Source organism: Paraburkholderia sp. SIMBA_054 (genome assembly GCF_046534875.1).
Lineage (GTDB): Bacteria > Pseudomonadota > Gammaproteobacteria > Burkholderiales > Burkholderiaceae > Paraburkholderia > Paraburkholderia hospita.
On the sequence record NZ_JAWRXV010001364.1, the window covers coordinates 1 to 248 of the forward strand.

Below are 248 nucleotides of genomic sequence, written 5' to 3' on the forward strand. Positions count from 1 at the left end.
GTACGGACTGCTGTTCTCGGTATTCGTGATCGGCATGGCCGCCAGCCCGGTGCTGTATGCGCTGGTCCATGACGCGCGCGGCAGTTACGGACCGGCGCTGGCGGGCGCGGCGATGCTGCTGCTGGCGGCTGCCGCACTCGCATCGAGGATCCCGGAACTGCCTGCGTGGCAGGCGGGTACGCGACCGTGACCCGGGGGCGCCCCGAAGCGAAGCGCATGCCCGGCTCTAATGTTCGTTCTGCGTCAGC

General features: G+C 69.4%; 1 pseudogene. It reads left to right on the plus strand.

Annotated features, from left to right (window positions below):
* Positions 1 to 190 (plus strand): annotated as a pseudogene (locus SB822_RS59535) (hypothetical protein); the annotation flags it as partial.
* Positions 191 to 248 lie beyond the last annotated feature (58 nt).